Genomic DNA, 23,564 nt, shown 5'->3' on the forward strand with positions numbered 1-23,564 from the left:
CCGAAGACCCCTCGACTCGCCCTACTCACAAGTAGGCGCGCGTCCACATTCGCGAGTTCCCACCGCAAGTGTGATCCTCGTCTCTCCTACTTTTGTCGGGCGTTCATCCACCGATTTCGCAATGGAAGTCCGTGCGGGTCGGATTCCGTGTCTGCACTCTCGAATTCGTGTCGGGGGGTACTTCTACTGTCTGCGGTGTGAGTCCCGCCTCGGCCCGAGAATTTCCGTCTCCGCCCCCGTTCTCCGACGGGGAGAAGTTCGACGTCGGGCGGCAACTGAGCTTCGACGAACTGGACACACCGCTGAGCGAGACAACATTTGTCGTCGTCGACCTCGAGACCACAGGGGGCAGCGCCGACCAGGACTCCATCACCGAGATCGGCGCCGTCAAGATCCGCGGCGGCGAGGTACTGGGCGAAATGGCAACACTCGTCGACCCCGGCCGGTCGATTCCGCCCTACATAGTCGAACTGACCGGAATCACCACGGCCATGCTGATCGGCGCACCTCCCATCGAACGTGTCCTGCCTGCATTTCTCGAGTTCGCCGAGGGCGCGGTGCTGGTGGCACACAACGCGCCGTTCGACATCGGTTTCCTCAAAGCAGCGGCGTCACGCAGCGCGCGCCCGTGGCCCGCGTTCCGTGTCCTGTGCACCGTCAAACTCGCCCGGCGCGTACTCACACGCGACGAAGCACCTTCGGTGAAGCTCTCCGCACTCGCCCATCTCTTCCAAGTGACCACCCAGCCGACGCACCGGGCTCTCGACGACGCGCGTGCGACCGTCGACGTCCTCCACGGACTGATCGACAGGGTCGGAAACCAGGGTGTCCACAGTTACAGCGAACTAGTCGACTACCTGCCCAACATTTCCTCGCATCAACGGGCCAAACGGTCCTTCGCCGCAAACCTGCCGCGAAGCCCCGGTGTCTACCTTTTCCGCGGTCCTTCCGACGAAGCCCTCTACATAGGAACTGCTACCGACCTTCGACGCCGCGTCCGCAACTACTTCACCGGTTCGGAGACCCGCGGCCGGATGAAGGAAATGGTCGCGCTGGCCACCCGCGTGGACCATGTCGAGTGCGCGCACGCTCTCGAAGCCGGGGTGCGTGAACTACGACTGCTGAGCGCGCATGCGCCGCCGTACAACCGTCGCTCCAAGTTTCCCAAGCGAGGTTGGTGGATCACCCTCACCGACGAGGCGTTTCCGAGACTGTCCGTGGTTCGCACGCCCACGGCCGATTCGATCGGCCCGTTCACCTCTCGCGCCGACGCAGTCGACGTCGCCGACACCGTCGCAGAGTTCAGTCGTCTGCGCACGTGTACCAAGCGTCTCGGACGCGGCGCCGTTCACGGCCCTGACTGCCCCGCTCGCGAACTGGGGGCATGTCCAGCCTCCTGGACCCCGGAAATCAACGCAGAGGACTACGCGGCCGCCCCTGAGGCCGTGCGTGGATTCTTCCGAGGAACCAACGACGCTCCCCTCCAACAGATGCAGGCCCGGATCGACGAGCTGTCCGCACACGCGTTGTTCGAGAATGCTGCTCGTCTGCGTGACCGAACGGTCGCAGTCGCCACCGCAGTGCGGCGCACTCAGCGACTCGCCGCAGTCGCGGCGATCGAACAACTCGTTCTCGCCCGCCCCACCGGAGACGGCGGCTGGGAGCTGTCGGTGATCCGGTCCGGGCGTCTCGCGTCCGCCGGGCTCGCCAGACGTGGGACTCACCCGATGCCCGTCGTCGACGCCATCACCGCGGCGGCCGAAACCGTCCTACCGGACGACGCCCCGTTCCGCGGCGCGTCACCCGAAGAACTGGGACTGATCGCAAGGTGGCTCTCGTCGGACGGTGTCCGAATCGTGTCGGCGACATCCGGATACGTCGAACCTGTGAGCGGCGCCGGCAAGTGGGAAGCCTGGTGCCGACTCGCCCGAGCCGGAACCGAATCCGAACATCGATGACGTAACGGCGGGGCGGCACCCCTAAGCTCGATCGAAACCACCGGGTCATCACAACCCGCAGGGAAATCGAGGAGAGAAATGATCAACGCCATCGTCATGATTCACGCCGAGTCCGCTCGGATCCCGGAAACCGCGCAGGCCGTCGCCGACCTGTCCGGAGTGACCGAGGTCTACTCGTGCGCAGGTGACGTCGATTTGATCGCCATCGTGAAAGTGCGTGACCACGCCCAGATCGCCGACGTGGTCACCGGAGGAATCAACAAGGTGCCCGGCGTTCTCCGAACCGCCACACACATTGCGTTCCAGTCATTCTCCAGCGCAGACGTCGAGGCCGGTTTCTCGCTGGGTGAATAGCCCCTCGATCAGGCTTGGTCGGCCAGCTCGGCGGTGAGCGCCGCCCACTTGTGAAGCAGTTCAGCGCCCGCGCCGCTGTCGATCGCGGCAGCGGCTGCAGTCATCCCGGCAGAGATCGCACTCTCGAGATCGTCGCCGACACCGTTGAATGCCGCGATGGCCGCTCCCGCGTTCAGCAGGACCGCGTCCCGGACCGGCCCCTTCTGCCCGGAAAGCAGCGTTCTGGCGACGGTGGCGTTGATTTCGGCGTCGCCTCCACGCAACTCTTCGAGAGGAACGCGGTCGATTCCGAGGTCACGCGGATCCAGCGTGACAGTTCGCACACTTCCACCCCCGACGATGTGAACCGTCGACGTCGTCGATGTGGTCAGTTCGTCCAGTCCGTCGTCTCCCCGTACCACCAACGCCGAATTACCGCGCTGCGCAAGGACTCCCGCGACGACCGAGATCAGTTTCGGAAATGCGCACCCGATCAGCCCGGCACGCGGACGAGCCGGATTGGTCAGTGGACCGAGGACGTTGAATGCCGTCGGAATGCCGATTTCCTTGCGAGGCACCGCCGCAAAGCGCAGTGCGGGATGGAAGACCGGCGCGAAACAAAAGCCGATGCCGACCTCTTCGACGCACCTCGCAACCTGCTCCGGCCCGAGGTTGATGCGAACGCCGAGCGCCTCGAGCACGTCGGCGCCACCGCTCTTGGACGAAGCAGCGCGGTTGCCGTGCTTGACAACTCGCACACCGGACGCGGCAACCACGATCGAGGCCATCGTCGAGATGTTCACCGTGTTGGAGCGGTCACCACCCGTGCCGACGATGTCGACGACGTCGGAATCGACCGGCACGCGCCTGGAGTGTTCGAGCATCGCGGCGGCGAGCCCTTCCAACTCCGCGGGGGTTTCTCCCTTCATCTTCAGACCGACCCCGAAAGCAGCGATCTGAGCGGAGGTGGCGTTGTCCGACATGATCTCGCCCATAGCCCAGCGACTGTCGGCTTCCGACAAGTCACTGCCGTCCGTGAGCAAACCGAGAATCATCGGCCAGGACCGCACCACTGCACTCGAATCGACGTTCACGGCGTTGGATGCGTCGGTGCCGGCCATAGTGCCTTGGTCCCCTGTCGTTCAAGTGGGCTGGATTTCGAGCTGTCGTTTCGAGCTGTCGTTTCGCGCTGCCATTTTGTGCTGCCGATGACCCTCGCAGCCTAGTCAGTGAGGTAACGAGGAAACCGAATAGGGCCGCTCAGGACTTTCTGCGACCGCGTTTGGGCGGCGCCTCCGCAAGTATCGGGGGCTGGAGCGCGTCCCACCCGGCGACCGAACCACCGAGTCGCTGCGCCAGACCAGCCATTCGTGACCGCTCCTGGGAGCAATGCAGGGCGTCAAGCACCTGGACACGCTCGAAGACGACGCGAACCGAATTCTCGACCACCGGAGTCACGTCCTCGGGCCGACTCGAGCCTCGCACATATCCGTCCTGGGCGACGATGCTCTCGGCATCGGCTACCGAGCCCTCCGGGAGGTCGAGATGATGCCGCAGAACCACTTCGGACTCCGCCCTGAACTCCGGCTCGGTGGAGGCGGCACGTTCGAGAGCCGTCGAGCTCGCCTCGGCGTCGTCGAAGCCTTCGGCAACGACGACCAGATCCGACCGCCCTGCATCGAGCGGTGTCGGAATCTTCGTGCCGAAAATTCTCAGGAACCACGGTCTACTCTTGTGTGTAGCTGCCATCGCGCCAGCATATTCCGACCACGCCACCAGCGCGTTCGCCGCTCGATCCCGCGAACTCGAGCCGAGCGACGCGCCGATGGTGGACCCGAGTGGTCGTCTCTTACGACGAAGCGTCATACTTCTGTCTGTGACGAGCGCAGTAGGGACTTCAGGATCGGCAATCACCCAACGCGTGCACTCGCTGAACCGGCCGAATATGGTCAGCGTTGGCACCATCGTGTGGTTGTCAAGTGAGCTCATGTTCTTCGCAGGGCTCTTTGCCATGTACTTCGTGGCACGAGCTCAGGCGAACGGAAATTGGCCGCCGGAGCCAACCGAATTGAACCTTTATCTGGCCGTGCCGGTGACCTTGGTGCTTATCGCATCTTCGTTCACCTGCCAGATGGGTGTCTTCGCGGCTGAGCGTGGCGACGTCTTCGGACTTCGTCGCTGGTACACCATCACCTTGGTCATGGGGGCGTTCTTCGTCGCCGGCCAGGGTTACGAGTACTACCACCTCGTGCACGAGGGCACCACGATTTCGAGCAGCGTGTACGGCTCGGTGTTCTACATGACCACCGGCTTCCACGGTCTGCACGTCATCGGCGGTCTCATCGCCTTCGTCTTCTTGATCGCACGTACCCGGGTCAGCAAGTTCACGCCCGCCCAGGCCACCGCCGCGATCGTTGTTTCGTACTACTGGCACTTTGTCGACATCGTGTGGATCGCGCTGTTTGCCACGATTTATTTCATCCGTTAATCAGCTGTACGCCCCAGGCAGCCCCTGACGTCCAGTTCCGTCCCGACATACCAAAGGGATACAGATGAGTTCATCCCCCCCTCCCGCATCCGATAACTCAGCGAATGCCGCGAAGTCGCGTCGCCAGCGGAAAATCCGCCGGCGCGTCACTGGCGCGCTCGTATTGATGATGGGATTGATCAGCGCAGGTTTCCTCGCTTCGGCGTTGACACCAGCTCCGCAGGTTGCGACCGCCAGTGACGACTCAGCAGCCCTGATTCGTGAAGGCAAGCAGCTGTACGACACGTCATGCATCACGTGCCACGGCGCGAACTTGCAGGGCGTGCAGGACCGCGGTCCCAGCCTCATCGGCGTCGGCGAAGCAGCCGTGTACTTCCAGGTCTCCTCTGGTCGTATGCCGGCAGCTCGCAACGAGGCCCAGGCTGCACGCAAGGACCCCAAGTTCGATGCTGCGCAGACCGACGCCCTCGGCGCTTTCATCCAGGCCAACGGCGGCGGCCCGACGCTCATCCGCGACGAGAACGGCGAAATCGCCCAGTCCTCGCTGCGCGGTGGCGACGTCGGACGCGGCAGTGAGCTCTTCCGGCTCAACTGCGCGTCGTGCCACAACTTCACCGGCCGCGGTGGCGCACTGTCCTCGGGCAAGTACGCCCCGGTCCTGGATCCGGCCAGCGAGCAGCAGATCTACGCTGCCATGGTTACCGGTCCCCAGAACATGCCGAAGTTCTCGGATCGTCAGCTGACGATCGAGGAGAAGAAGGACATCATCGCCTACGTCAAGTCGTCGGGCGAGTCGAAGGACCCCGGTGGGTACGGGCTCGGTGGCCTCGGTCCGGCCTCTGAGGGTCTCGCCATGTGGGCCGTCGGAATCATCGCTGTCGTCGGTGCAGCATTGTGGATCGGAGCAAGGTCATGAGCGACGCTGGCCAGCATGGCGGCGATACGCCTAAGAAGTACACAGATGAAGAGCTCGACGCGATGTCACGCGACGACCTGGTCAAGCTGGGTACCAATCTCGATGGCGTCGATGTCGTCTACCGCCGTGATCGTTGGTCGGTAAAGGGCACCAGGGCGGAAAAGCGCGCCGAGCGCAACGTCGCCTTCTGGTTCGGCCTCGCCGGCGTTTCGGCGATCGCGTTCATCGCGATCTACCTGTTCTGGCCCTGGGAGTACGCAGGCGCCGGTGACGAGAACTACGGCAAGTACAGCCTGTACACCCCGCTGATCGGCTTGACCATGGGTCTGGCGATCCTCGGCGTCGGCATCGGTGCCGTTCAGTTCACGAAGAAGTTCATCCCCGAAGAGGTCTCGATCCAGGACCGCCACGACGGTGGTTCCACCGAGGTCGATCGTCGCACGATCGTCGCCGAGCTCGGCGACACCCTCGAGACGTCCACCCTCCCCCGCCGCAAGGCCATCAAGCGCAGCTTGATGTTCGGCGGCGGCGCACTCGGCGTCATGATGGTCATGCCCCTCGGCGGACTCATCAAGAACCCGTGGGCCAAGGGCGACGACTCACCTCTGTGGGTGTCCGGCTGGACCCCGAACTACCCGGGCGAGACCATCTACCTGCGTCGTGACACCGGCCGTCCCGAGGACATCGTCCTCGTTCGCCCGGAAGATCTCGATGCCGGTTCGATGGAAACGGTCTTCCCGTTCCGCGAGTCCGACCGTGGCGACGAGCACGCTCTGCTCGCAGCACTGCGCGGCATTCGTAACTCGGTGATGCTCATCCGCCTCCGCACGGAAGACACCGCGCGTGTCACCAAGCGTAAGGGCCAGGAAAGCTTCAACTACGGCGATTACTTCGCCTACTCGAAGATCTGCACCCACCTGGGTTGCCCCACCTCGCTCTACGAACAGCAGAGCAACCGTATTCTGTGCCCCTGCCACCAGTCGCAGTTCGACGCACTGACCTACGGCAAGCCGATCTTCGGTCCCGCTGCTCGCGCACTTCCGCAGTTGCCTATTACAGTGAACGAAGAGGGCTTCCTGGTCGCCGACGGTGACTTCATCGAAGCACTCGGCCCGGCATTTTGGGAGCGTCGACCGTGACCACAACAACAACCAAACCGTCCAAGATCAGCGCGGCAGCGGCTGGACAAGCGGAGGCTATGGACTCCCGCTACCACCTCGCCGCAGGCATGCGCCGGCAGATCAACAAGGTCTTCCCGACGCACTGGTCCTTCATGCTCGGCGAGATCGCGCTCTACAGCTTCGTGATCCTGCTGATCTCCGGTGTGTTCCTGACGCTGTTCTTCGATCCGTCGATGGCACACGTCGTCTACCAGGGCGCATACCAGCCGCTTCGCGGTGTCACGATGTCTCGCGCCTACGAGACGACCCTGAACATCTCCTTCGAGGTGCGCGGCGGTCTCTTCGTTCGCCAGATTCACCACTGGGCTGCACTGATGTTCGCGGCGTCGATCATCGTTCACCTCGCTCGCATCTTCTTCACCGGCGCCTTCCGTCGCCCACGTGAAGCGAACTGGGTCATCGGCTGCCTGCTGCTCATCCTGGCGATGTTCGAAGGCTTCTTCGGTTACACCATCCCCGACGACCTGCTCTCGGGCACCGGCCTCCGCGCCGCCTTCGGTGGTATCACGATGAGTATCCCGATCGTCGGTACCTGGATGCACTGGCTGATCTTCGACGGCGACTTCCCCGGCGACCTCATCATCCCGCGTCTCTACGTCGCTCACGTGCTGCTGTTCCCGGGCATCATCCTGGCTCTGATCGCCGGCCACCTCGCGTTGGTCTGGTACCAGAAGCACACGCAGTTCCCCGGCCCCGGCCGTACGGAACAGAACGTCGTCGGCGTCCGCATCCTCCCGGTCTTCGCGATGAAGGGTGGCGCGTTCTTCGCCATGACCTTCGGCGTGCTCGCACTGCTCGGTGGTCTGTTCCAGATCAACCCCGTGTGGAACATCGGTCCGTACAACCCGTCACAGGTCTCGGCAGGTTCCCAGCCCGATATCTACATGATGTGGACGGACGGCCTTGCTCGACTGTGGCCGGCGTGGGAGATCTACCTGTTCAACCGGTACACGATCCCTGCAGTGTTCGCCGTCGCCCTGATCATGGGCCTCGTCTTCGCACTGTTGATCGCGTACCCGTGGATCGAGAAGCGTCTCACCGGAGACGACGCTCACCACAACATCCTGCAGCGCCCGCGCGACGTGCCGGTCCGTACCGCTATCGGTGCGATGTCCATCGCGTTCTACCTGGTGCTCACGATCTCCTGCATCAACGACATCATCGCGTACCACCTGCACATCTCGCTGAACGCAATGACGTGGATCGGCCGTATCGGCATGGTCATCCTTCCGCCCATCGCGTACTTCGTGACGTACCGGTTCTGCATCGGCCTGCAGCGCAGTGACCGTGCAGTCCTCGAACACGGCATCGAGACCGGCATCATCAAGCGGATGCCGAACGGCCAGTACATCGAGATCCACCAGCCGCTCGGCCCCGTCGACGAGCACGGACACCCGATCCCGCTCGAGTACCAGGGTGCTGCTGTCCCGAAGAAGATGAACAAGCTCGGCCTCGCCGGCAAGCCCGGTAGCGGTAGCCTGATCACCGCTGACCCAGTCGAGGAGAGCGAGGCTCTCGAAGCCGCTCATCACGAAGCTGAGCACGAGCAGCTTCAGATCCTTCTGGACTACCAGAACCGAACCAACGGCAAGTCCGATGGTTCCAGTGGAGAACTCCACTAAGAACGTCAGTTGACCAGTGAGGCCCCGAACCGGATTCCGGTTCGGGGCCTCACTCGTTCTCTGAGCGATTCAGTATGGACAACCTCCAAGTGGGCACCACTCCCCCGGCTCGTCGTCTGAGCGCCGACAACAGCAGGCACTACGCTTTGCTAGACCTCGAGCACAGTCGAATAGTGCTCCACCGTCGGGAACGGCTCGTAGAAGTGATGGAGAAGTTCTCGCCACTTCTCGTATCCTGGCGACTTACGGAACCCGATGGTGTGTGACTCCACGTCTTCCCACTCGACCAGCAGGAGATATCGCTCCGGTGATTCCAGGCAGTGCGAGAGCCGCAGCCTGATGAATCCGGGAACCTCGGAGATGATGGTTCGGGCCACGTCGAATGCGGCCTCGAAACGCGCTGACTGCGACGGATCGACCTGCAGGACGGCATGTTCGAGAATCATCTACCGAGTGTTGCACGTTCTCGGGAGTCCCCTCGAGGCGTTGTCGCCTGGTGAGATACTCGGACCATGACATCCCATGCACGCGGCACCTTCGAGATCGATCTTCGCCCCGCCGATCCTGAGCTCTCCGGACGCGTCGGACGCTTCGAGTTCGACAAGACGTTCATCGGCGGCGTCGAGGGCACGTCGTCCGGCCTGATGCTGTCCGCGGGCGATCCGACAGCCGGTGCAGCGGGCTATGTCGCTTTGGAGTTTGTCACGGGGCAGGTCGACGAAGCTGTGGGATCGTTCGCCCTGCAGCAGTTCGGTCAGATGATCGACGGAACGCAGAAGCTTCTGTACGAGATCGTGCCGGGGTCCGGAACCGGCGAGTTGAAGGGCATCGCAGGCACTCTCGAGCTGGAGGTCGTCGACGGTCTGCACCGCTACGACCTCGAATACTCGCTCCACGATTGACAGAGAGCGGTTGTTGACAGGCACCCTCCTACCACCGAAACTCACATAAACGACAACAGAGGCGCCGTACCCGGGTGGGTGCGGCGCCTCTGTTCGAGTGCGGGTGAAACTAGTGCTTCTCGGGTCCGGTGTAGTACTCGAACACCAGGCCTGCGGCTGCGGCGAGCACACAGACAACTGCGACTGCGATGAGCCACGGCTGGAAGTACGCCAGCGACACTGCCGCGAGTGCAGCAGCAGCGGCAAGCAGGATCGGCCAGAAGCTACCCGGGCTGAAGAAGCCCAGTTCTCCTGCACCATCCGAGATTTCAGCGTCGTCGTAGTCCTCGGGACGGGTGTCCAGACGACGGGCGACGAAGCGGAAGTAGGTACCCACGATGAGCGTCAGACCTGCAGACAGGACGATGGCCGTCAGTCCGGCCCACTCGATACCTGTGCGTGACAGAGCGGTGAACACTCCGTAGATGATCGCGACGAGAATGAAGAACATCGTCAGGATCTCGAAGAGCTTGGCTTCGATCTTCATATCAGCACTTGTCCTTGTTCAGTGAAGAGGCTGGCCGGCTCAGTTGCCTGCAGTGGCGACGGTTGCCTGACGGTACTCGCGGTCGGTGTTGAACGGCGTGGTCGACGTAGCCACCGGCGACTGACCGATTGCCTGCAGAGCCTCAGCGGTCGTCAGACCACCCTTGCCCTCCGCGTCACCCTTGCGCAGTTCGATGTACTTGGCGAAGTCCTCGGGCGAAACCGCACGAACCTCGAAGTTCATCATCGCGTGGAACGTGCCACACATTTCTGCACAACGCCCGACGAACGCGCCTTCCTTCTCGATCTCACTGATCTGGAAGATGTTGTCCGAGTGGTTCTCCTTGGGGTTCGGGAGAACGTCGCGCTTGAACAGGAACTCAGGCACCCAGAAAGCGTGGATGACGTCCGAGGAAGCAAGTTCGAACTGGATCCGCTTGCCGGTGGGCAGAACGAGGATTGGGATCTCCTGGCTGGAGCCGACGGTCTCGATCTTGTCGTAGTGCAGGTAGCTCAGGTCCTCGGTGCTGTTGCCGTGGATCGGGCCGGGGACTTCTTCCCCGTGTTCGTTCACGGTGGAACCCTCGGTCTTTGCAGCCTCTTCGGCCTCGACGTCGATTCCGTTGTACTTGGCGGAGCCGTCACCGAACTCGATGGAGCGGTAGCCGAACTTCCAGTTCCACTGGAAGGCCGTGACGTCTACAACGACGTCAGGGTTGTCCGTCTTGTCCAGAACATGGTTCTGAACGATGACGGTGAAGTAGAAGAGAACCGCGATGATGACGAAGGGAACTGCCGTGTAACCGAGTTCGAGCGGCACGTTGTATGCCGTCTGACGCGGGAATTCCGGCGAGTCCTTCTTCTTACGGTGGAAGATGACGGCCCAGAAGACCAACCCCCACACCAGCACACCCATGACGAGGGCGGCTACAACCGACCACGTCCACAGCTCACGCATGCGCGTCGCCTCCGGGGTGATGCCCGAAGGCCACCCGAAACGAAGCACTTCGTTGTCGATGGAGCAACCCGACAGCAGCAAGGCAGCAATGCCCAGAGATACTGCCAGCCCCGCTCGCCGAAGGATCCGACCTTGCGCCACGTTCACGCCTTCCTGATCGCCACAAAATTCAACTAGGGCATGCCCGGAGGGAAGGCCCAATTACTACGCAGCGTAGACCAAAGCCGGGCGCTATCCATCCTCGGGTCCTCGCCCGTGTCGCGGCGGACGTCACACAGCTCTCTCAGGTGCTGCTCAGGAACGGCTCAGGTCGTTTCGGCGACGCACATCACGTCGATTCGTTCCGCCGCGATCGGCAGGGACGTCGATCTGCGGCATACTTTCGTCAAGAGTTCGTTGACCTCTCCCCGACACTCGTGTCCGGGAGCCTTCTGTACAAAAATTCTGAATCGAGGAACCGGACGCTGTGTGTGGACTGCTCGGGCTACTGACATCTGGCGGAACCAGCGAGGACGCCGTCTCGCGGGTCGACCAGGCGATGCATTGCCTTCGTCACCGCGGGCCGGACGAACACGGGACGTGGAACGACGATCACCTCGTCTTCGGGTTCAACCGCCTGGCGATCATCGACATCGCTCATTCCCACCAGCCGCTGCGTTGGGGCCCACCGGAGAACCCGGAGCGTTATGCGCTCACGTTCAACGGCGAGATCTACAACTACTTGGAGATCCGCGCCGAACTGGTCAAGGACCACGACGCCGAGTTCTTCACCGAGGGCGACTCCGAGGCCATCGTCGCTGCATTCCACTACTGGGGTGAGGACGCGGTCCGGCGCCTGCGCGGAATGTTCGCGTTCGCGATCTGGGACACCGACACACGCGAGCTGTTCATCGCGCGCGATCCGTTCGGGATCAAGCCGCTGTTCATCGCGACCGGCGCCGGCGGCACCGCGTTCGGCAGCGAGAAGAAGAGCCTGCTCGAACTCACCGATCTGATCGGCATCGGTACCGAGCTGGATCCGCGTGCCATCGAGCACTACACCGTTCTGCAGTACGTACCGGAGCCGGAAACACTGCACAAGCAGATCCGCCGCCTGGAGTCGGGCAGCTTCGCTCGGGTGCGTCCGGGCGAGGAGCCCACGTTCACGCGGTATTTCACGCCGAAGTTCCCGGCCAAGCCTTTTGCACCTGGCACCGAGAAGGCGCGCTACCAGGAAATCGCCGAGGCACTCGAGGATTCGGTCGCCAAGCACATGCGTGCCGACGTCACCGTCGGTTCGTTCCTGTCCGGCGGTATCGACTCCACGGCGATCGCGGCGCTGGCGATGCGCCACAACCCCAACCTGATCACCTTCACGACCGGTTTCGAACGTGAGGGCTATTCCGAGGTCGACGTCGCTGCAGAATCTGCCGCAGCGATCGGCGCGAAGCACGTCGTCAAGGTGGTCTCCCCCGCCGAGTTCGCCGCTGCCATTCCCGAGATCGTCTGGTACCTCGACGACCCGGTAGCCGATCCGGCATTGATTCCGCTGTGGTTCATCGCGAAGGAAGCGCGCAAGCACGTCAAGGTCGTGCTGTCCGGCGAGGGTGCCGACGAGTTGTTCGGCGGCTACACGATCTACCGTGAGCCGTTGTCGCTCAAGCCTTTCGAGTACCTCCCCAAGGGGCTGCGTCGGGCCGCGGGCAAGTTGTCCGAACGCATCCCGGACGGCACTCGCGGCAAGAGCCTGCTCAATCGCGGTTCGTTGACCCTCGAGGAGCGCTACTACGGAAATGCTCGTAGCTTCAACGACGCTCAGCTCCGCGCCGTCCTGCGCGATTTCCGTCCGGAGTGGACGCACCAGGACGTCACTGCGCCGATCTACGCGCAGTCACTGGACTGGGATCCGGTTGCGCGGATGCAGCATCTCGACCTGTTCACCTGGCTGCGCGGCGACATCCTCGTCAAGGCAGACAAGATGACGATGGCCAACTCGCTGGAACTGCGTGTGCCGTTCCTCGATCCCGAGGTCTTCGACGTCGCGTCACGCGTACCGCTCGATCAGAAGATCACGAAGGACACGACCAAGTACGCACTGCGCCAGGCCCTGGAAGGCATTGTGCCGCACCATGTTCTGCACCGTGCGAAGCTCGGATTCCCGGTTCCCCTGCGCCATTGGCTGCGCGGCACCGAACTCTTCGACTGGGCACATCTGCAGATCGAGGAGTCGGGTACCGACCACATCTTCGACAAGCAGGCCGTCGTGAAGATGCTCAACGATCACCGCGAGGGCGTGTCCGACCACAGCCGACGCCTGTGGACCGTCCTGACCTTCATGGTCTGGCACGGAATCTTCGTGGAGAAGCGCATCGTGCCGCAGATCCAGGAGCCGGTGTACCCGGTCAATATCTAGGCCTTCGGCCCCGTGAGCGGTTAGGGAGTCTCCGAACTCCTCAACCACTCACGGGGCGGAGCCCTACTTCGGCAGGATCGTCGCGATCTCGTCCGCTGCCGCGCTGCCGTATGCGTCGGTAAGGCGCTTGAGTGCCTCGTCGCGATTGAACACCCACTCCTGCGTTCCCACGGTCTCGAGAATCAACACAGCGACCAAAGATCCCAACTGTGCAGCACGCTCGAAGCTCAGACCGGCGCCGTGTGCGAGCAGGAACCCGGCGCGGAAGCCGTCACCAACGCCCGTCGGATCCACCTTGCCGGTCTCGGGCACTACATCGACGCGCACCCAATTGCCTTCGGCGTCAACAATTTCCACACCCTTGGAGCCGAGGGTGGTGACACGGATGCCGACCTGCGCGCGGATCTCTTCCTCGCTCAGACCAGTCTTCTGCTGAAGCAGACCCCACTCGTACTCGTTGGTGAACAAGTACTTCGCGCCGTGAATGAGCGCCTTGGCCTCGTCACCGGACAGGCGGGCAAGCTGCTGCGACGGATCCGCTGCGAACGGAATCCCGAGCAGACGGCATTCGTCGGTATGGCGAACCATGGCCTCGGGGTCGTTGGCGCCGATCAGCACCAACTCGACTGCGCCCGCAGTCTTGGCCACTGCCGCGAGTTCGATCTCGCGAGCCTCGCTCATCGCACCGGGGTAGAACGACGCGATCTGCGCCATGTCCTCGTCGGTGGTGCACACGAAACGCGCCGTATGTGCCTTGTCCGAGATACGGACCGCGCTGCAGTCGACGCCGTTGTCCTCGAGCCACGTGCGGTACTCGGCGAAGTCGGCACCGACTGCGCCGACGAGTAGCGGGGACCCACCGAGCACGCCCATGGCGTAAGCGATGTTGCCGCCGACACCACCGCGGCGAATCACGAGATCGTCGACCAGGAAACTCAGCGAAACGTGGGCGAGCTGATCGGCGAGGAGCTGATCGGCGAAGCGGCCGGGGAAGCGCATCAAGTGGTCGGTGGCGATGGAACCGGTTACCGCAATAGTCACGGATCGTGGCCTTTCAGCGAAGTGAGTACAAGAATGAAAGAGGAGCAAAAGTTCACGTTACCGCCCGTAGCGCCGTCATCGGCGCCCGAGCTGTCGGATCGGAACGGTCTACGTACGAGTCACCACAAACAACTGACGCGAAACCGAATGTCGGTTCCGCGTCAGTTGTTCGTGAATTGAGTTGTGATCGACAGACTCAGTTGAACGAGTCACCGCAGGCGCAGGAGCCTGTTGCATTGGGGTTGTCGATCGAGAAGCCCTGCTGCTCGATGGTGTCGAGGAAGTCGATGGACGCACCTTCGACGTACGGCGCGCTCATCCGGTCGACAACCAGGTTGACGCCGTTGAAGTCGACAGTGAGGTCACCGTCGAGCGTGCGGTCGTCGAAGAACAGCTGGTACTTCAGTCCGGCACAGCCGCCGGGCTGCACTGCAATACGCAGCGCGAGGTCGTCGCGACCCTCCTGATCGAAGAGTGCCTTCGCCTTGGCGGACGCGGCCTCGGTCATCTTGACGCCGTGGGTGGCGGTCTCGTTCTGCACAGTCATGGGCTCTCCCTAATGTTCGTACCAACCCGTGAACGCTTCAACGGTACGCCGCTGCCGACTTATTCCCGCCAGTCCTTTACCGGGTGCGATTCGTCTTCATCCTATCCGGTCTTCCAGACACGGCAACGGCGCATCGACGCTTGTGGATCCTCACCTCCGGACGCCGCGCCAGAAGTTCCACTCGCGTGCCGTGTGTTCGGCGAGTCCCTCGAGACACGCCGACGCTTCCTCCATCGCACGTTCCACCGACCCGGCGAAATCCGTCACCGACTTCGCCGCGACTATCGAGGTCGACGCATAGTCCGCCTCGTCGAGCGTCACCTGGCCGGCAAAGACGAGCGTCGGAACGCCGTGTGCTGCCCCCGCCGAAGCGAGCGTTGTGACGAGTTTGCCGCGCAGAGATTGGTGGTCGAACTTGCCTTCGCCCGTGATCACCAGGTCAGCGGAAGCCAGTAGCGCGGCCTGTCCGGTGCGATCCGCGACGACGTCGGCCCCGGATCGCCGCTGTGCACCGAGCGCAAAGAGCGCGGCACCGATACCACCCGCGGCGCCGGCACCCGGAAAATTCGACACTCGTTTTCCGGTGACGGACTCCAACTGTTCGGCCCATCTCGCGTTGCTCGCTTCGAGGACTGCGACGGCTTCGGCGTCGGCGCCCTTTTGCGGGCCGAACACTGCTGCCGCACCGTGCTCGCCGAGAAGTACGTGTTCGACGTCGGTGGCGGCGAACAACTGAGTGCCTGCCGTAGCCGCCGCTGCAACCTCCAGGCCGCCCAGCGCCTCCACCAGTCCACGTCCCCCGTCGGTGCAGCAACTCCCACCGAGTCCGACGACAACCGTCTTCACGCCTGCCTCGAGCGCGACAGCGATCAGCTCTCCCACACCGAGACTGTGCGCGGCGAGTGCAGTGTCCCGCGTCGGCGGACCTCCGAGCAGGCCGAGCCCGACGGCCTCGGCGGACTCGATGTACGCCGTGTCCGAATCGAACAGCCACGTGGCGTCGACGGCGGCGGTCAAAGGCCCGGACACCCGTGCAGTCCGGATGTCGCCCCCAGCCGTGGCCAAGACGTCGACGAAACCCGGCCCACCGTCGGATTGTGGCGCGGTGACAACGTCGTCTTCGGGTCGGCCACGTCGCCAACCGGCAGAAATGGACTCAGCCGCCTCGACGGCCGTCAACGTCTCACCAAACGAATCTGGAGCAACTATTACCCGCATAGCCGAAGTCTAAGAGTCCCGAATGACCCCGATGTTTCACGATCTCGCGCGTTTCAGTGCCTCGGGCGATCGGGTTTTTCAGAAAGACCGAGGTCGGTTTCCCAGACCGTGCACTTATCCAATAGCCTGGAGGTGTGAAATTGCTACGCCGCGGTGACTCAGACAACTCCGACAAACGTGACGTCGAGGGCACTGAGGCATCCTCGGCCTCCGAAGAGGCGCCCATCGAGCAGGTGGGCAAGGGCCGCCCCACACCCAAGCGTCGTGACGCCGAGGCGAAGAGGCGTGGCCCCGTTGCCCCTGCCCCGCTGACCGCGAAGGAAGCCCGCGCCCGCCGTAAGGCGACCCGCGGCTCCAAGGAGGACCGCAAGGCCGAAGCCGCCGAGCGTCGTGCATCGTCGGCAGACCGCCGCGCCCGCATGCTCGCCGGCGAGGACAAGTACCTGCTCCCCCGCGACAAGGGACCGGTTCGCGCCTACGTCCGTGACTTCATCGACGCTCGCCGCAACCTCGTCGGGCTGTTCATGCCGCTCGCATTGATCCTCATCATGACGATGTTCGTCACGCCCGCACTCCAGCAGATCGTCACGCTGGCAATGCTCGTGATGATGCTCTTCATGGTCGGTGAAGGCATCTGGCTCGGTCGCATGATCAACAACCGCGTCGCCGAGCGCTTCCCCGACAGCACCGACGGCGGATTCAAGCTCGGCTGGTACGCGTTCGTTCGCGCGTCGCAGATCCGTAAGCTGCGCGCACCGAAGCCTCGTGTGGGGCCGGGCGACGCAATCTGAGCGTGACGAACACGTATAGAACTTTGGTCCTCGGCGGCGCGCGGTCTGGTAAGTCCGCGCACGCCGAGGATTTGGTTTGTGCAGGCCACTTACCCGAAAGTTCGGCACCGGTCCGGTACCTGGCGACAGCCAGACGTGATGTCTCCGACGCAGACTGGGAGAGCCGGATCGACCAGCACCGCAACAGACGGCCCTCCCATTGGTCGACGGTCGAAACCGCAGATGCCGGCGATCTCGCGGCGCAGCTCGAAAGCGATTCACACACAGCGACGTTGGTCGACGATCTGGGAACGTGGCTGACCGCGGAACTCGATCGGCAAGGCGCCTGGGACGCTCCGCGCGGCACCGTCACTCCCGCTGCGGACAGCCTGGTCGCCAGTGTCGAGAACTATCGCGGACACCTGGTGCTGGTCAGCCCCGAAGTGGGTTTGGCCGTCATCCCCGAGACGCGGTCCGGACGATTGTTCCGCGACGAGATCGGCACTCTCAACGCTCGTATCGCCGGGGTGTGCGATCGTGTCGTACTAGTGGTTGCAGGGTTACCGCTCATCTTGAAAGATACTGCTGCACAACCGGAAGGCACGATGTGAGTACCGAGGCCAATCCAGGGGCCATTTCAGGGGCGAATCCAGATGCCAACCCTGACGTCGCGCCAGTCAGTAGCGCCGACTTCGAACCCGTCACCCCGCCCGACCGCGAGGTGCGAGCGCAGGCCGATGCGCGTCAGCGTGATCTGACCAAGCCGGCCGGTTCGCTGGGCCGACTGGAGGCTCTCGCCGGCTGGGCATCAGCCTGCCAAGGAGTTTGTCCCCCACACGCTTTCGCTCGGCCTCGCGTCGTCGTGTTCGCGGGTGATCACGGAATCGCCCGCAACGGCGTCTCCGCCTATCCGCCGGAAGTGACCGCACAGATGGTCGCCAACTTCCTCGGGGGCGGCGCGGCGGTCAACGTCCTCGCCGAGGTTGCCGGCGCCACGGTACGCGTCGTCGACATCGCAGTGGACGGCGATACCGATCCGTCCGTCTCGAACCACAAGGTACGCAGGTCTTCCGGGTCCATCGACCGCGAAGACGCCATGTCGAACGAGGAAACCCTTCAGGCCATCGCCGCCGGCCGAGCGATCGCGGACGAGGAAATCGACGGGGGCGCAGATCTTCTCATCGCCGGCGACATGGGCATCGGCAATACGACGCCCGCAACCGTACTCATCGCCGCACTCACGGACAGTGAACCCGTCGCGGTCGTGGGTCGAGGTACCGGTATCGACGACGCCGGATGGATCCGCAAGACCGCAGCGATTCGCGACGCTCTCCGGCGTGCCCGTCCGCACGTTCGCGACACAGTCGCGCTGCTGCGCACGTCTTCGGGTGCCGACCTCGCCGCGATGGCCGGCTTTCTGGCCCAGGCAGCTTCGCGTCGTACGCCGGTGATCCTCGACGGCGTTGTGGTCACCGCAGCCGCCATGGTTGCCGACGAACTGGCTTTCGGCGCACGTGAATGGTGGGTCGCCGGACACCGCTCCACCGAACCCGCCCACACCATCGCATTGACCCGAATGGGTCTCGACCCGATCGTCGAGTTCGACATGCGTCTCGGTGAAGGTTCAGGTGCAGTCACAGCTCTCCCGATTCTTCAGGGCGCAGTGGCGATCCTGAGCAAGATGGCGACATTCTCCGAAGCCGGTGTCAGCACTCAGGGCAGCGCACCTGCCGACGAACCGGAGTCGATCGACCTGACCAAGACCGATACGGCGGAGTGAGCGTGGCGGGCCCGCTGTCCGGAGTGCCGCTGGCCTTCTCGTGGCTGACGGTCCTTCCGGTTCGTGGTCCCTCCGACATCGATCGAACTGCCGGCCGTCGCGCCATCGCGGCAGCTCCGCTCACCGGGATCGCTCTCGGCATTGCCGCGACGTTTCTGCTCTGGGGCACAACCAGTATCGGCCTGAATCCCTATCTCGCAGGCTTGCTGACGGTCGGTGCGCTCGCTCTCGGGACACGCGGGATGCACGTGGACGGACTGGCAGACTCCGTCGACGGACTGGGTTGTTACGGTCCACCGGAGCGCGCCCGCGAAGTCATGCACAGCGGCGGTGCCGGACCGTTCGGGGTCGCGGCGCTGTTCATCTTCCTCGGGCTGCAATCGGTCTCCTTCGGCGTCCTCGCTGTTGCCGACTCCCCCACGCAGTGGATCGCCGTTCTCGTATCTGTCGCTGCGGGTCGTGTGGCCGTCGTTTTTGCCTGCCGCCGAGGTATTCTCGCGTCGAGCCCGAGCGGATTCGGTGCGCTCGTCGCCGATTCACAACCGCTGTGGGCCGCAATCGTGTGGTCGGTTCCGCTGATCGCCGCTTCCGGCTTTGCCACCGACCGGTGGTGGCTCGGCCCTCTCGTGACCGCGTCGGCGCTGGTGATCAGTGTGCTGTGCGTGCGTCACTGCGTCCGTAGATTCGGCGGACTCAACGGAGACGTTCTCGGATTCGCACTCGAACTCACTGTGACGCTTACGGCCGTCGGCCTCACTCTCGGACTGTGATCCGACGTCGTGCGAGTAGGTGTCCTTGCGTACGAAGGTTGCCTCGCGGCCGAGATCTTCGTTTTCACCGACCTTCTCCTGATCGCGAATCGGGTCGCTGATGGAGCGCCCGCCGACCCCTTCGAGGTATCGGTCATCGCAGCGTCCGGCACGCCCGTCGTTGCGGCAGGTGGATTTTCGCTCGGCGTGCAGGAGGGGCATCACGACATCGATCACCTGGTTGTGCCGGGGTTCGAACTCGTGCCGTCCGAAGACCCTGCGACGCGTTTGTCGCTGTGGGAGGGAGAAATCGAGTTCATCCGTGCGTGCGAGGCGCGCGGCGTTCGGGTGTCGTCGGTCTGCGTCGGCGCGTATCTGCTGGGCGAGGCGGGACTGCTCGACGGACGCCGATGTACGACGTCGTGGCTGTACGGTGCGGACCTCGCGAGTCGTTACCCCGGTGCGACGGTTCGAACCGACTCGTTGATCGTCCAGGACGACGGCGTCACCACCACTGCTGCGTTCACCGCCGCGCTCGACCTCGCAACAGCACTCGTGCGCGAGCATCTCGGCGACAAGATTGCGCGTACGACCGCAAGAATTACGCTGGCGCCCGAAAACCGAACCAGTCAAGCTCCGTACATCCTCGACTCGATGCTGCCCGCCAAACACACACAGTTTGCCGACGACGTCGGAAGGTGGCTGGTCGAACGGATGGCGGAACCTTACGACTTGGATCTGCTGTCGAGTGCTTTTCACCTCAGCACCCGAACCATGCTTCGGAAGTTCAAGGACGAGACCGGGGAATCGCCGCGCAGTTATCTGCAGCGTGCACGGATCCGAAAAGCGAAACGGTTGTTGGAATCGACCGACTGGCCTCTCGGAAAGATCCTGGAGCACATCGGCTATCAGGATCCTGGAACCTTCCGTCGCCTGTTCACCGACCGCGTCGGCATCAGCCCGGCCGACTACCGAAAGCGATTCCGCAACGGCGGCGCCGGATAGGTGCGAGGCGAGCCCGCCCGAAAACATGGCGAACCGCCCTCTTCTGTAGTCGATCCCGCGCCGAAAGACTGTGCAGAGGAATTGTTTCGACTACTGAGAGGGCTCACCGTGCCGAACCGGAGCATGACCGAAGACGATCCGCTCGAAGACTTCGACCGTCGAACGATCACCATCGACGCAGTGGCGAAGTCCGTGTACGTGGCCGGCACCGGTCCCGCAGTAATCGTCATGCCGGAGATGCCGGGCATCAGCCCGCATGTAGCGCGATTCGCCCGCTGGGTGCGCGACGCCGGTTTCACTGTCTTCGTTCCGTCACTGTTCGGGCACGACGGCGCGGTCCCCACAGTGAACGAGGGGCTGACGGTATTCAAGAGAGCCTGCGTCAGTGCAGAATTCCGCGCCCTCGCTGCCGACGAACCGAGTCCGGCGGTCCGTTGGCTGCGTTCACTCGCCGCTTCCGCCCATGAGGAGAGCGGCGGACCTGGCGTCGGCGTGATCGGAATGTGCTTCACCGGTAACTTCGCGTTGTCGATGATGCTCGAACCCTCGGTCATCGCGCCGGTTCTCGCCCAACCGTCGTTACCGCTCGATCGACCGGACGAAACCGACAGCGGGCCCGAAGAACTCGAAGCCGTGCGCTCGAGACTCGAGGCCGAAGACCTCACGGTGCTTGCATACCGCTTTCGAGGTGACTCGTTCTGCCGCGCACAACGATTCGCCGCCTATTCGAAGGCCTTGGGCGAGCGCTTCGTCGGGAAGGTACTACCCGACGAAGCGGCCAACGCGACAACGTCGCCGTTCTTCGAACACGTCATTGCCAATCCACACAGCGTGGTGACGGCTCATCTCGTCGACGAGGCGGGATCGCCCACCACCGTCGCACGAGACGAGATTCTGCAGTTCTTCCGGGAGCGATTGCTCGCGGAACGAACCAGCGATCAGTGAAGTTTCGTCATCCAGCCGTGGGTGTCGGCGAAGGTTCCGCGCTGGATACCCGTGAGGGTGTCGCGCAGTGCCATCGTCACCTCACCCGGCTCGCCGTCGGCGATGGTGAACTCGCCCTCGGCGGACTTGACGCGTCCGACGGGGGTGATGACTGCTGCTGTGCCGCAAGCGAAGACCTCGGTGATTTCACCGCTCTTGCACTTGGTGCGCCATTCGTCGGTGCTGATCTTGCGCTCCTCGACGGCGAAACCGGAATCGGCGGCAAGGGCGAGCAACGAGTTGCGCGTGATGCCTGGCAACAACGAACCGGACAGCGACGGCGTCACGAGGCGAGCGTCGGGGCCCGAGCCGAAGACGAAGAACAGGTTCATTCCACCCATTTCCTCGACGTACGTGCGCTCGATGGCGTCGAGCCAGACCACCTGGTCGCAACCCTCGTCGGCGGCTTGCGCCTGGGCGAGGAGTGAAGCGGCGTAGTTGCCGGCGAACTTGGCCGCGCCGGTACCACCGGGGGCCGCGCGAACGTATTCGGTGGACAGCCACACACTGACCGGCTTGACGCCGCGCGGGAAGTACGCACCAGCAGGCGAGGCGATCAGCAGGTAGCGGTACTCGTCGGCGGGACGGACACCGAGTCCGGCTTCGGTGGAGAACATGAACGGACGGAGGTAGAGCGCGTCCTCGCCACCGGCTGCGGGAACCCAGTCGAGATCGACGTCGATCAGTTCGGTGATGGAATCGATGAACATCTGCGACGGGAGCTCCGGCATGGCCAGACGGCGCGCAGATGCCGCGAAACGCTCGGCGTTGGCCTCGACGCGGAACGAGCTGATCTCGCCACCCGGCTGACGGTATGCCTTGAGGCCCTCGAAGATGGCCTGTCCGTAGTGCAAAACCATTGCGGCCGGATCGAGCTCGATGTTTCCGTACGGCAACACCTGGGCGTCGTGCCAGCCCTTGCCCGCGGTGTAGTCGATCGAGACCATGTGGTCGGTGAAGTGCCGCCCGAAGCCGGGCGCCGCCAAAATGTCACGGCGCTCGGCGTCGGACTTCGGGGACGAGCTCTGAACACGAACGAAATCGGCGGCACCTGTCATGGGCGCAATCCTATCGAACGTGAAAAAGCTCTCTACTTGGTGTTGGTCTCCACGAACGGAGGAGACACCACGACGCACCGAAGTGCACGACCACGGACGTCGACTTCGATCTCGTCGCCGGCCGAGACATTGGCACCGGAATCGAGGAGCGCCAACGCAATTCCCACTTTGAGCGAGGGCGAAAACGTCCCCGAGGTGGTCTCGCCGATTGCCTCGCCGTCACGCAGAACACCGAGGCCGGCACGAAGCACGCCGCGATCGAGAGCCTTGATCCCCCAGAGTTTGCGAGCCGGGCCGGCAGCCTTCTCGTCGGTCAAGGTCTCTTTGCCCCAGAATGTCGGCTTCTTCCAACCGATCGCCCATCCGCAGCGCGCTTCGAGCGGAGAAATCTCGAGCGAAAGCTCATGCCCGTGCAGCGGATACCCCATCTCGGTACGAAGAGTGTCACGGGCGCCGAGTCCGGCGGCCTGCCCACCCTCGGCGCGCACTGCCTCGAGAAGCGCGCGGAACAACGGCTCGCTGTCCTCCCACCGCGGCAGGAGTTCGTAGCCGACCTCACCGGTGTAACCGCTGCGGCACACACGAACAGGCACGCCGTTCCATTCCGCATCTTCGTACGCCATGTACTCGATCTCGGTGGGAAGTCCCAGAGCGGTCAGAACCGCCACCGATTTCGGACCCTGCACAGCCAGCACACCGTAGGCACGATGCTGATCCTCGACGGTGATTCCGTCCGGTGCCACAGCGACCAGAGCCGCAACGACGTCCGCGGTATTGGCTGCGTTCGGGACGAGGAAGATCTCGTCGTCGCTGACGTAGTACGCAATGAGGTCGTCGATGACACCACCGGACTCGTTGCAGCACAACGTGTACTGAGCCTTACCCGGCCCGATCTTGTTCAGGTCGTTGGTCAGTGCGGAGTTCACGAATTCCGCGGCGCCCGCGCCACGCACGACGGCCTTGCCGAGGTGACTGACGTCGAAGAGTCCGACATTCTCACGCACAGAGGTGTGTTCGGCCACGACGCCGGCGTACGAAACCGGCATCTGCCACCCCCCGAACGGCGCGAACGTCGCGCCGAGTTCGACGTGGACGGGGTGGATCGGGCCCTGCAACAGTTGTTCGTCGGTCATGGCC

At 63.5% G+C, this 23,564-nt stretch carries 24 protein-coding genes; 14 read left to right on the plus strand and 10 right to left on the minus strand.

The window, feature by feature from the left end; genetic code table 11:
* Positions 1-197: 197 nt before the first annotated feature.
* Positions 198-1,958, plus strand: a complete 1,761-nt coding sequence (locus V3587_RS19530) for a DEDD exonuclease domain-containing protein (RefSeq protein ID WP_167349886.1) — start codon at positions 198-200, stop codon at positions 1,956-1,958.
* Between the two features lie 78 nt (positions 1,959-2,036).
* On the plus strand, positions 2,037-2,312 hold the full coding sequence (locus V3587_RS19535; RefSeq protein WP_003941677.1) for an Lrp/AsnC family transcriptional regulator: 276 nt from the start codon (positions 2,037-2,039) through the stop codon (positions 2,310-2,312).
* Positions 2,313-2,320: 8 nt separating this feature from the next.
* Here V3587_RS19535 and trpD read toward each other — a convergent pair whose 3' ends face one another.
* Positions 2,321-3,412 (minus strand): anthranilate phosphoribosyltransferase, encoded by a 1,092-nt coding sequence (gene trpD / locus V3587_RS19540; RefSeq protein WP_003941751.1) that lies wholly within the window; start codon positions 3,410-3,412, stop codon positions 2,321-2,323.
* A 139-nt stretch (positions 3,413-3,551) separates the two neighbouring features.
* The gene (locus tag V3587_RS19545; protein WP_054826532.1) at positions 3,552-4,040 is read right to left on the minus strand and encodes a hypothetical protein; all 489 of its coding nucleotides are present in this window, start codon (positions 4,038-4,040) and stop codon (positions 3,552-3,554) included.
* 127 nt (positions 4,041-4,167) lie between these two features.
* Here V3587_RS19545 and ctaE point away from each other — a divergent pair, with 127 nt between their 5' ends.
* The 4 genes from ctaE (at position 4,168) to qcrB (ending at position 8,498) form a co-directional block, all read left to right on the plus strand.
* The gene (gene ctaE / locus V3587_RS19550; RefSeq protein ID WP_007730060.1) at positions 4,168-4,779 is read left to right on the plus strand and encodes an aa3-type cytochrome oxidase subunit III; all 612 of its coding nucleotides are present in this window, start codon (positions 4,168-4,170) and stop codon (positions 4,777-4,779) included.
* Positions 4,780-4,843: 64 nt separating this feature from the next.
* Complete coding sequence (gene qcrC / locus V3587_RS19555; RefSeq protein WP_003941682.1) at positions 4,844-5,695, plus strand: cytochrome bc1 complex diheme cytochrome c subunit; 852 nt, start codon at positions 4,844-4,846, stop codon at positions 5,693-5,695.
* Positions 5,692-6,834: a cytochrome bc1 complex Rieske iron-sulfur subunit gene (gene qcrA, locus V3587_RS19560; RefSeq protein ID WP_007730058.1), complete on the plus strand. Its 1,143-nt coding sequence runs from the start codon at positions 5,692-5,694 to the stop codon at positions 6,832-6,834. Before qcrC ends, qcrA begins: the two co-directional genes overlap by 4 nt.
* Positions 6,835-6,893: 59 nt before the next feature.
* A complete protein-coding gene (qcrB, locus tag V3587_RS19565; protein ID WP_007730057.1) occupies positions 6,894-8,498 on the plus strand; it encodes a cytochrome bc1 complex cytochrome b subunit in 1,605 nt (534 codons plus the stop codon).
* A 149-nt stretch (positions 8,499-8,647) separates the two neighbouring features.
* On the opposite strand, the gene V3587_RS19570 is transcribed toward qcrB, so the two are convergent.
* Positions 8,648-8,944, minus strand: coding sequence for an antibiotic biosynthesis monooxygenase family protein (locus V3587_RS19570; protein WP_019748908.1), 297 nt, complete (start codon positions 8,942-8,944; stop codon positions 8,648-8,650).
* 66 nt (positions 8,945-9,010) lie between these two features.
* Here V3587_RS19570 and V3587_RS19575 point away from each other — a divergent pair, with 66 nt between their 5' ends.
* Positions 9,011-9,400: a DUF3224 domain-containing protein gene (locus V3587_RS19575; RefSeq protein ID WP_030537047.1), complete on the plus strand. Its 390-nt coding sequence runs from the start codon at positions 9,011-9,013 to the stop codon at positions 9,398-9,400.
* Positions 9,401-9,509: 109 nt separating this feature from the next.
* Here the strand turns inward: V3587_RS19575 and V3587_RS19580 are convergent, their stop codons facing one another.
* Both V3587_RS19580 and ctaC read right to left on the minus strand, forming a co-directional pair.
* Positions 9,510-9,926 (minus strand): cytochrome c oxidase subunit 4, encoded by a 417-nt coding sequence (locus V3587_RS19580; RefSeq protein WP_003941723.1) that lies wholly within the window; start codon positions 9,924-9,926, stop codon positions 9,510-9,512.
* A gap of 39 nt (positions 9,927-9,965) precedes the next feature.
* The gene (gene ctaC, locus V3587_RS19585) at positions 9,966-11,030 is read right to left on the minus strand and encodes an aa3-type cytochrome oxidase subunit II (RefSeq protein WP_030537048.1); all 1,065 of its coding nucleotides are present in this window, start codon (positions 11,028-11,030) and stop codon (positions 9,966-9,968) included.
* Between the two features lie 319 nt (positions 11,031-11,349).
* On the opposite strand from ctaC, the gene asnB reads away from it, so the two are divergent.
* Positions 11,350-13,275, plus strand: a complete 1,926-nt coding sequence (asnB, locus tag V3587_RS19590) for an asparagine synthase (glutamine-hydrolyzing) (protein ID WP_283377206.1) — start codon at positions 11,350-11,352, stop codon at positions 13,273-13,275.
* A 63-nt stretch (positions 13,276-13,338) separates the two neighbouring features.
* Here asnB and V3587_RS19595 read toward each other — a convergent pair whose 3' ends face one another.
* The 3 genes from V3587_RS19595 to V3587_RS19605 form a co-directional block, all read right to left on the minus strand.
* The gene (locus tag V3587_RS19595; protein ID WP_003941700.1) at positions 13,339-14,316 is read right to left on the minus strand and encodes a carbohydrate kinase family protein; all 978 of its coding nucleotides are present in this window, start codon (positions 14,314-14,316) and stop codon (positions 13,339-13,341) included.
* A 196-nt stretch (positions 14,317-14,512) separates the two neighbouring features.
* The gene (locus V3587_RS19600) at positions 14,513-14,863 is read right to left on the minus strand and encodes a HesB/IscA family protein (protein ID WP_007730053.1); all 351 of its coding nucleotides are present in this window, start codon (positions 14,861-14,863) and stop codon (positions 14,513-14,515) included.
* 150 nt (positions 14,864-15,013) lie between these two features.
* Entirely contained in the window at positions 15,014-16,081 is a 1,068-nt protein-coding gene (locus V3587_RS19605; protein ID WP_283377207.1) for a glycerate kinase family protein, read from the minus strand.
* 134 nt (positions 16,082-16,215) lie between these two features.
* Here V3587_RS19605 and V3587_RS19610 point away from each other — a divergent pair, with 134 nt between their 5' ends.
* From V3587_RS19610 to V3587_RS19635, 6 genes are all read left to right on the plus strand, one after another.
* On the plus strand, positions 16,216-16,872 hold the full coding sequence (locus tag V3587_RS19610; RefSeq protein WP_007730051.1) for a DUF3043 domain-containing protein: 657 nt from the start codon (positions 16,216-16,218) through the stop codon (positions 16,870-16,872).
* 2 nt (positions 16,873-16,874) lie between these two features.
* Positions 16,875-17,462: a bifunctional adenosylcobinamide kinase/adenosylcobinamide-phosphate guanylyltransferase gene (cobU, locus tag V3587_RS19615; protein ID WP_257216599.1), complete on the plus strand. Its 588-nt coding sequence runs from the start codon at positions 16,875-16,877 to the stop codon at positions 17,460-17,462.
* Positions 17,463-17,485: 23 nt separating this feature from the next.
* Positions 17,486-18,631 (plus strand): nicotinate-nucleotide--dimethylbenzimidazole phosphoribosyltransferase, encoded by a 1,146-nt coding sequence (gene cobT / locus V3587_RS19620; protein ID WP_054187294.1) that lies wholly within the window; start codon positions 17,486-17,488, stop codon positions 18,629-18,631.
* A 2-nt stretch (positions 18,632-18,633) separates the two neighbouring features.
* Positions 18,634-19,401 (plus strand): adenosylcobinamide-GDP ribazoletransferase, encoded by a 768-nt coding sequence (locus V3587_RS19625; RefSeq protein WP_080961137.1) that lies wholly within the window; start codon positions 18,634-18,636, stop codon positions 19,399-19,401.
* A 9-nt stretch (positions 19,402-19,410) separates the two neighbouring features.
* Positions 19,411-20,385 carry a GlxA family transcriptional regulator gene (locus tag V3587_RS19630; RefSeq protein ID WP_283377208.1) on the plus strand — a complete coding sequence of 325 codons (975 nt, stop codon included), beginning with the start codon at positions 19,411-19,413 and terminating at the stop codon, positions 20,383-20,385.
* A gap of 123 nt (positions 20,386-20,508) precedes the next feature.
* On the plus strand, positions 20,509-21,330 hold the full coding sequence (locus tag V3587_RS19635) for a dienelactone hydrolase family protein (protein WP_007730045.1): 822 nt from the start codon (positions 20,509-20,511) through the stop codon (positions 21,328-21,330).
* Here V3587_RS19635 and V3587_RS19640 read toward each other — a convergent pair.
* Positions 21,324-22,427, minus strand: a complete 1,104-nt coding sequence (locus V3587_RS19640; protein WP_003941766.1) for a branched-chain amino acid aminotransferase — start codon at positions 22,425-22,427, stop codon at positions 21,324-21,326. The genes V3587_RS19635 and V3587_RS19640 overlap by 7 nt on opposite strands.
* A 32-nt stretch (positions 22,428-22,459) precedes the next feature.
* Positions 22,460-23,560 carry a glycine cleavage system aminomethyltransferase GcvT gene (gene gcvT / locus V3587_RS19645; protein WP_019748918.1) on the minus strand — a complete coding sequence of 367 codons (1,101 nt, stop codon included), beginning with the start codon at positions 23,558-23,560 and terminating at the stop codon, positions 22,460-22,462.
* Between the last annotated feature and the right edge of the window lie 4 nt (positions 23,561-23,564).

Origin of the sequence: Rhodococcus sp. IEGM 1306, from assembly GCF_036541985.1 — a bacterium.
GTDB classification, from domain to species: domain Bacteria; phylum Actinomycetota; class Actinomycetes; order Mycobacteriales; family Mycobacteriaceae; genus Rhodococcus_F; species Rhodococcus_F qingshengii.

What these genes read in the sequence shown, in the direction of transcription:
- V3587_RS19535 (WP_003941677.1), top strand. Translation starts at nt 2,037, where the DNA reads ATGATCAACGCCATCGTCATGATTCACGCCGAGTCCGCTCGGATCCCG.
- trpD (WP_003941751.1), bottom strand. Translation starts at nt 3,412, where the DNA reads ATGGCCGGCACCGACGCATCCAACGCCGTGAACGTCGATTCGAGTGCA.
- V3587_RS19545 (WP_054826532.1), bottom strand. Translation starts at nt 4,040, where the DNA reads ATGGCAGCTACACACAAGAGTAGACCGTGGTTCCTGAGAATTTTCGGC.
- qcrC (WP_003941682.1), top strand. Translation starts at nt 4,844, where the DNA reads ATGAGTTCATCCCCCCCTCCCGCATCCGATAACTCAGCGAATGCCGCG.
- qcrA (WP_007730058.1), top strand. Translation starts at nt 5,692, where the DNA reads ATGAGCGACGCTGGCCAGCATGGCGGCGATACGCCTAAGAAGTACACA.
- qcrB (WP_007730057.1), top strand. Translation starts at nt 6,894, where the DNA reads ATGGACTCCCGCTACCACCTCGCCGCAGGCATGCGCCGGCAGATCAAC.
- V3587_RS19570 (WP_019748908.1), bottom strand. Translation starts at nt 8,944, where the DNA reads ATGATTCTCGAACATGCCGTCCTGCAGGTCGATCCGTCGCAGTCAGCG.
- V3587_RS19575 (WP_030537047.1), top strand. Translation starts at nt 9,011, where the DNA reads ATGACATCCCATGCACGCGGCACCTTCGAGATCGATCTTCGCCCCGCC.
- V3587_RS19580 (WP_003941723.1), bottom strand. Translation starts at nt 9,926, where the DNA reads ATGAAGATCGAAGCCAAGCTCTTCGAGATCCTGACGATGTTCTTCATT.
- V3587_RS19600 (WP_007730053.1), bottom strand. Translation starts at nt 14,863, where the DNA reads ATGACTGTGCAGAACGAGACCGCCACCCACGGCGTCAAGATGACCGAG.
- V3587_RS19605 (WP_283377207.1), bottom strand. Translation starts at nt 16,081, where the DNA reads ATGCGGGTAATAGTTGCTCCAGATTCGTTTGGTGAGACGTTGACGGCC.
- V3587_RS19635 (WP_007730045.1), top strand. Translation starts at nt 20,509, where the DNA reads ATGACCGAAGACGATCCGCTCGAAGACTTCGACCGTCGAACGATCACC.
- V3587_RS19640 (WP_003941766.1), bottom strand. Translation starts at nt 22,427, where the DNA reads ATGACAGGTGCCGCCGATTTCGTTCGTGTTCAGAGCTCGTCCCCGAAG.
- gcvT (WP_019748918.1), bottom strand. Translation starts at nt 23,560, where the DNA reads ATGACCGACGAACAACTGTTGCAGGGCCCGATCCACCCCGTCCACGTC.